Raw genomic sequence first — 6,126 nt, forward strand, 5'->3', positions numbered from 1 at the left:
TCGCGGAAATGTAGCCGATCACCTTCAAGTCAGGGTTGATGTCCTCTATGGCGTCGATGATGGGCTCGTTGCGGTATTGCGAACTCCAAAATGCCCCGACATCGCCAGGAAGACGTCCGCCCGCGCGTATTTCTCGACGTTCGCCGGCTGCGACCAATTGATGGAACTCCAGTCGGTGATGGCGATGTTGCGCGGTGAATGTGGACGATGGAGAACGCCCTCGTCGCTGGCGATGACACGCACCCGGAGCTGTTCGATATCCAAGCCCTGCGGCAGCGCGCCGGGATTCCAGACGACCTGCCGGCCTGTGCCGGGAGTCACGCCCAATCCAACGTGGCCGGTCACCTGCAATACCGGAAAGTCCCAGGTGGCGCCGTCATCAGCCGACATGGCCAGGCTGATGGCCAGTACCGGCGAGTCGGGGTCGGCCACGTCGTAGGTGATATCCGCCAGGCCACTCCCGTCGGTGCGCTGGGTCAGCGACACGCCACTCACCACAGGAGGCACGGCCCAGGCCAACGCAGCCGCCAGGCAGGCGGTCGTCGCCAGGACGGGAGTCAGGATCAGGATCGGGATGCGCAAGGAAACCCCCGCGGGGCCACCGGCCCTTCGCCGCTGATGTCATGTACAATTCACGCTCTAGGCGCCAAACGGCCGCGTCGGCTTGGCCAATGGTACCATGAAGTGCAGTTTCATGCCACCGGACTGCGCAAGCGCCCGAAAAAAGGCTCAGCGACCGCCCTTGCGGATCGCCAGCGCCAGCTCGGGTGTGAAATCGAGCCCGCTTACGGCCCGGGCTGCTTTCAGCCCCAGCCGCACGAGATTCTTGGGCCCCACTCGGGCCGTGGCGCCGAGCCGAGGCCCGGTACCGCAGGTCAGCCTGGCTGCCCGGCTGCGGCAAGAGCACCGGCATCAGCTCGGGCCTGCCGTTGGCAACCGGCAACATGCCAGGATCCCGCGCGCCGAACCGCCGCGGATTCCATCGCGCAACAGCTGTTTCCCAGGTACTGTCGCGCGCAACGCGACGCGATCGCCGCGTCGCCAGTTGCCGTGCCGCCCCGTCTCCCAAGTAGTTCAGCAGCGGCAAACCGGTGGTGTGCATCTCGACAGGGACACCAGCGGTTGGGTGTCTCCTGCATGAACAGCACGCCGCCGGGCTCGAGCAGCGCCCAGAGGGCCGCCATGACCGGCCCGCGTTCTAGGCAACAGATGCTCGAAGACCGCGTTCATGACGATGAAATCGACGCGACCGAGTCCCGCCGGCAGCGTGTTGCCGTCCGGGGACAGGTGGATCACGATGTCGTCGCGACCATAGTGTCGTGCCCGCAGGCGAGCCACTTCCACACTCTCGCCGACCAGCTCGGCGCCCAGGATCGATGTCTCGGGCAACCGCCGCGCCCAGGATCATGGTCGAAGAGCCGCAGCCGCAGCCGAAATCGAGCAGTCGCTTGCCGGCGAATGCGCCCCGGCTCCGAGTAGCTGAAAAGACCGACGTCGATGTTGATGGCGGCGTAGGCGGATCCTCGTCGCGCGATCTCGTCGCAGACGTACTCCGGCCCCTTGATGGCGAGCAGGCGTTCGATGAGCGCGTCCGGATAGCTTGTCCGGCATGGGCTGCGCTGGACCGTACAACCCGGCCACGTGCGGTTGCACCGTCACCAGGCGTGACGTTGCCGGGCTCGCCTTCGATGACCACAACCGCCCGCTCGTGTTCGAGACGCCTGACGGGCGGTCCTGCGCTGCTCATGGAAAAAGTTCTCCGATTCGCCGGCCGCTCGCCTACGGGTAGAAGTAGTTGGGGGCGATTGAGTTCTAGCTCCTCGCCGCCCGCCTGGTGGTTGCGTGTGATCGCGAAGGCAAAGCCCAGCGGGTACGTGCCGGGAGCCCATCGTCAGCGTTACGGTGCCCTGTTCAAAGTTCCGCGTGTAGACGCCGCCCAGGTTAGTGACCCCGCCCAGGCTCGCCCAGGTTGATTTCCACATCGGGGGATACCCGCGTGGTGTTTCCCCGGTCAAGTCGTAGTGGATGACGGTAGAGCCAGTCAAGAGCGCAATGGCGCGGTTCATGTCGCCGAGGTTGATCGACCTGTAGACGCCGTTCTGGTCCGTCATCCGGGGGATCCAGACGTTCTCCAGGATCTGCCGGGCCAGCCGTTCTGTGTGCGCAGCCAGTTCCCTGGACGCCCAAAGGTTGTTGGGAGTGCTCGGGTCCAACGCCATCCGGTATGGCGGCGCGCGTAAAGCCAACGTTGGGGAAAGATCTCGTAATTCATGCCGTCCAGCAGGCCGGCGAACGTGGAATCACTCAGGGCGCGGGCACCATTGGCGACCGGATGAAGTCATCGCCCATGCGCGCGCGCATCTCCTCGATCCAGTCCACCTGGGCCGCGCGGAATGCTTCCCTTTCATCCGTGTCGGTGGAGTGCGGATCGCCGTCGCCATCCAGGTCGGGCTCGCCCTCCATCGTCACATCGTCGGAGATCCACAGTTCGAAGTTGAAAGTAGTCCCAGTAGACACCGTCCAGCTTGGCCGGCGACGAGGCTGGTAGGCAGCAAAGACGTCGAGCAGGCATCGCGCGCCTCGGGTCGCGTGAAATCAAAGCGGTGCCCGGCCAGTCCTGAAGCGTGTCACCGGTGGTGGTGAAGCTGGTAGGGCATTGCCGCGTGGTACAACGCGGAGTCGTACGTTGCGTTTCCGGAGTGTAATTCGCCCACTCGGTGCGCACGCACTTGAGCGGAACCAGCCCAGGATGCGCAGGTTCAGGTTCGCGGCGCAGTGCAGCCGTGTTCTGCTCGAGGCCCGGGCGCGCCCCAGAAGCGGTCCGGCTGGGTGATCAGGATGTCGGCCCGCGCGTACCTACGCGACCGCCGGATCGCTCAGATCGCCCAGCAGGTGGTGGTCCAGCACTGCAATCCGCAACGAGGGATTCTGCTGCCCAATGGGGACGACCGGGACCGGATCGGGGAGCCATGGAGATGGGCGACGTGGTGCACGCCGCCATCGTCAAAGCCAAGATGCTGCCGCACAGATGTTGAGCATAAGCCTGAACACGGCCCGTCCTCCGATGGGCGGCGGCGCGATGGTCGCAGGCGCCCGGTTGTATCCCCGGGCATTGAGTCGCAAAGAGACGGTCCGGATCGGTCGGAGAGATCAGCGCGAAGGGGGCGGGTCCGTGGTGATGCGGGAGGCGGCGTCCAGGCGCGCCAGCAGGCCCCTTCGCAGGCCTCGGCTATGGAGGATCCAGCGCCACCGGGCGCGGGGCGCGCCGAGGCCGGCTCCACGTCCCTGAGGATACGGTCGCCGGGGCCAGGGACGGCCAGGAAATCCGTAGCGGCGCGCATGACGCCGCCGGGGTCACGCAGAAGGTCCTCGTAACGGCAGGCGCGCAGCCGTTCGTCAGTGGCCAGGCCGCGCTCGAAAAGCAGGCTGTTGCGCGCGTACCAGAACAGGGCAGCCGCTTCGACCGGGGTCAAGTCAGGGCGGGTGCAGTCGGCGAACCAGGTGCGCGCCGGCGCCAGGCGTTCGGCCCGCCAATTGGACTGATCGTCGGCCAGGATGGGTTCAAGTCGCGGTGGCTGGTGCCGGCCGGGAAGTAGGCCACGTTGCTGGGCGCCACCGCGCGGAAATCGCGATACATCCACAAGGCGCACGAACCGGGGAAGCACCGAGCAGCCTGTCGAGGTTCTGCGATTCGACCAAAGGCTTGGCGGCAATCAGGGCGGCGCGGTCGGCCCGGAAACCGGCGTACCACGTCAGGCAGCGGCGCCCAGCGCAGGCCCTCGACAGGGTCGCCGGCCGATAGCGGACTCATCTCGTCATGCGTGACGGTGTCGTAGTCCAGGCGCAGCAGGTGGTGCATCAGCGAGGTACCGCTGCGCTGGCAACCCACCACGAACACCACCGGCTTGTCGGCGCCGGGGCGATGTCGGGCCAGCTGGTAGACCCGCTTGCGCAAGCGCAGCCAGCGGAACGCCTGCTCTCCGGAAGCCGATGGCTCCTTCGGAAGCGACTCGCAAGGATGGATCTCCCGAAACTACTAGCTGAGCAGACGATAGCCCTTGTCCCGCAGGACCGGCCGGAACCCGGCGCCCACGATCATCTCGTCGAGGTCTACCCGCGTGAGCGGATGCTGACTCCCGCCTTCGAGACCACGCTCTCCTCCATCATCAGGCTGCCCAGGTCGTTGGCCCCGTAGTACAGCGTGAGCTGGCCCACCGCCTTGCCCTGCGTGACCCACGAGGCCTGCAGGTTGGGGAAGTTGTCCAGCGCGATGCGGCTGATGGCGAGCGTGCGCAGGTAGTCGACCGAGCCGGTGAAGCCCTGCGCCTGCACGGCGGCGCGCAGGGCCGGGTCGTTCTGCAGGGGCGTGTTGGCGGGCTGGAAGGTCCAGGGAATGAACGCCGTGTAGCCGCCGGTGCGGTCCTGGCTGGCGCGGGCGCGCAGGAAATGCTCGACCCTTTCCGCGTAGGTCTCGATGTGGCCGAACATCATGGTCACGGTCGAGGGCAGGCCGGCCGCGTGGGCGATCTCCATGATCTCGATCCACTCGGCGGACATGGTCTTGCCCGGGGCCAGGATCTTCCGCACGCGGTCGCTGAGGATCTCGGCGCCACCGCCGGGCACCGAGTCGAGCCCCGCCGCCTTCAGGCGCCCCACCACTTCCTGCAGGCTGAGCCCGTTGAGCCGCGCGAAGTGCTGGATCTCGCTGGGCGAGAACCCGTGGATCCACATGCCGGGCCAGGCCGCCTTGATGGCCTTCAGCATGTCCTCGTAGTAGGGCAGGCGCATCTTGGGATGATGCCCCCCCTGCAGCAGAATCTGGTTGCCCCCGGCCTGGTCGACGGTGCGGCACTTCTCGAGGATCTCGTCGATCTGCAGCAGGTACTCGTCGCCGTCGCCCTGGTGCCGGTTGAAGGCGCAGAACTGGCAGTCGGCGTAGCAGAGGTTCGTGTAGGTGACGTTGCGGTCGATGATGTACGTCACCACTTCGGGGTCGGTGCGCTGCAGGCGCAGGCGCTGCGCGGTGTCGCCCAGGTCGTTGAGCGAGGCTTCCTCGAACAGGATGAGCAGCTCGCCGCCGGTCAGGCGCCGCTCGAGGGCGGCCGCCAGCAGCTCACGGGCGAAATCGCTGGATACCGTGGGCGTGCGCGGAGGTTCCACGGGCAGCAGCACGGCGGGCTCGGCGCCGGCCGGGCCCTGCTTGTGGGCGGTCAGTTCGGCGAAGCGGTCGGGGGGCATGGGCCCCCGCTCCAATGGATCAACTGAATTCGGCAAAGCGACACTGCCTTGTCAAAAAGTCCGTTCTCAGAGTACCTGATTCAGGTTACGATAGCAGGCGCGAAGCCCAATCGCCTCCTGATCATGAATCCCCGATGGATGTGCCTCCGAATCTAGCGACAATGCCTCTACGCGCAGGCTGTTCAACCAATTCATAGAGCCCCGCACAGATCAGGTTCATGAGAATACATAGTGCGGGAAGACGCCACAGGCCAAATGAATCGGCTAAGCCAAGCAAGGGATCCCATGATAACTGTGAGTTGGATCAGGTAGAATCCGTACGAAATCCGACCAAGATATACCAACAGCCCACTGGAAAGCAGGCGGGACACCAGCGCCTCCTCTCTCGCCAGTGCGAGAATCAGCACTCCGGTCAGGATTGCAATTCCATCGCTGCAGGCAATCGGCTGCCAGGCCAGTCCGACATCACTGCCGGTACCTTTGAGCCACATACAGGCGGCAATACCCAGCATGCTGGCGACAGCCAGCTACGGAAACCCGGCCCCGTTCAGACACGAAAGGAATCGCCCTTGTCTGTGAACAAAGGCGCACACGATGCCGACAGCGAACTCTGCAAAGCGCCCGCCAAGAGTTGCGTGCACTGCATGGGAGATATCACCCATGAATCCGCAAACCCCCATTTCGAGGTGCGCGGGCCCCATATACGAGAGCCGCGGAAAGTCCGAAAAGAGCGACGGCTGCTCCTGACAACACAAGCGCGAAACGAGCCACAGTGGAAGCGTTCCATTTGCGGACAACAGCATGTCTTCCGAGGGCAAACGCACCAATGGCTGCGTAAATGACGGGAGCCACAGCATAGAAGCTCTCTTCGATGGTGAGCGACCGTAC

General features: G+C 65.2%; 5 protein-coding genes. All 5 read right to left on the reverse strand.

Features of this window, described 5'->3' with window-relative positions; all coding sequences use genetic code 11:
* Positions 1-45: 45 nt before the first annotated feature.
* Positions 46-582, reverse strand: a complete 537-nt coding sequence (locus IPG61_20175) for a hypothetical protein (GenBank protein MBK6736336.1) — start codon at positions 580-582, stop codon at positions 46-48.
* A 492-nt stretch (positions 583-1,074) separates the two neighbouring features.
* A complete protein-coding gene (locus tag IPG61_20180) occupies positions 1,075-1,389 on the reverse strand; it encodes a hypothetical protein (GenBank protein ID MBK6736337.1) in 315 nt (104 codons plus the stop codon).
* A 915-nt stretch (positions 1,390-2,304) separates the two neighbouring features.
* Positions 2,305-2,517, reverse strand: coding sequence for a hypothetical protein (locus IPG61_20185; protein MBK6736338.1), 213 nt, complete (start codon positions 2,515-2,517; stop codon positions 2,305-2,307).
* A gap of 952 nt (positions 2,518-3,469) precedes the next feature.
* Positions 3,470-3,955, reverse strand: coding sequence for a hypothetical protein (locus IPG61_20190; protein MBK6736339.1), 486 nt, complete (start codon positions 3,953-3,955; stop codon positions 3,470-3,472).
* A gap of 155 nt (positions 3,956-4,110) precedes the next feature.
* Positions 4,111-5,238 carry a dehypoxanthine futalosine cyclase gene (gene mqnC / locus IPG61_20195; GenBank protein ID MBK6736340.1) on the reverse strand — a complete coding sequence of 376 codons (1,128 nt, stop codon included), beginning with the start codon at positions 5,236-5,238 and terminating at the stop codon, positions 4,111-4,113.
* Between the last annotated feature and the right edge of the window lie 888 nt (positions 5,239-6,126).

The organism is bacterium (assembly GCA_016703265.1).
Taxonomy (GTDB): Bacteria; Krumholzibacteriota; Krumholzibacteriia; order LZORAL124-64-63; family LZORAL124-64-63; genus CAINDZ01.

Excerpts from the sequence above, each read along its gene's own strand:
- mqnC (MBK6736340.1), bottom strand. The coding sequence starts at position 5,238 with ATGCCCCCCGACCGCTTCGCCGAACTGACCGCCCACAAGCAGGGCCCG.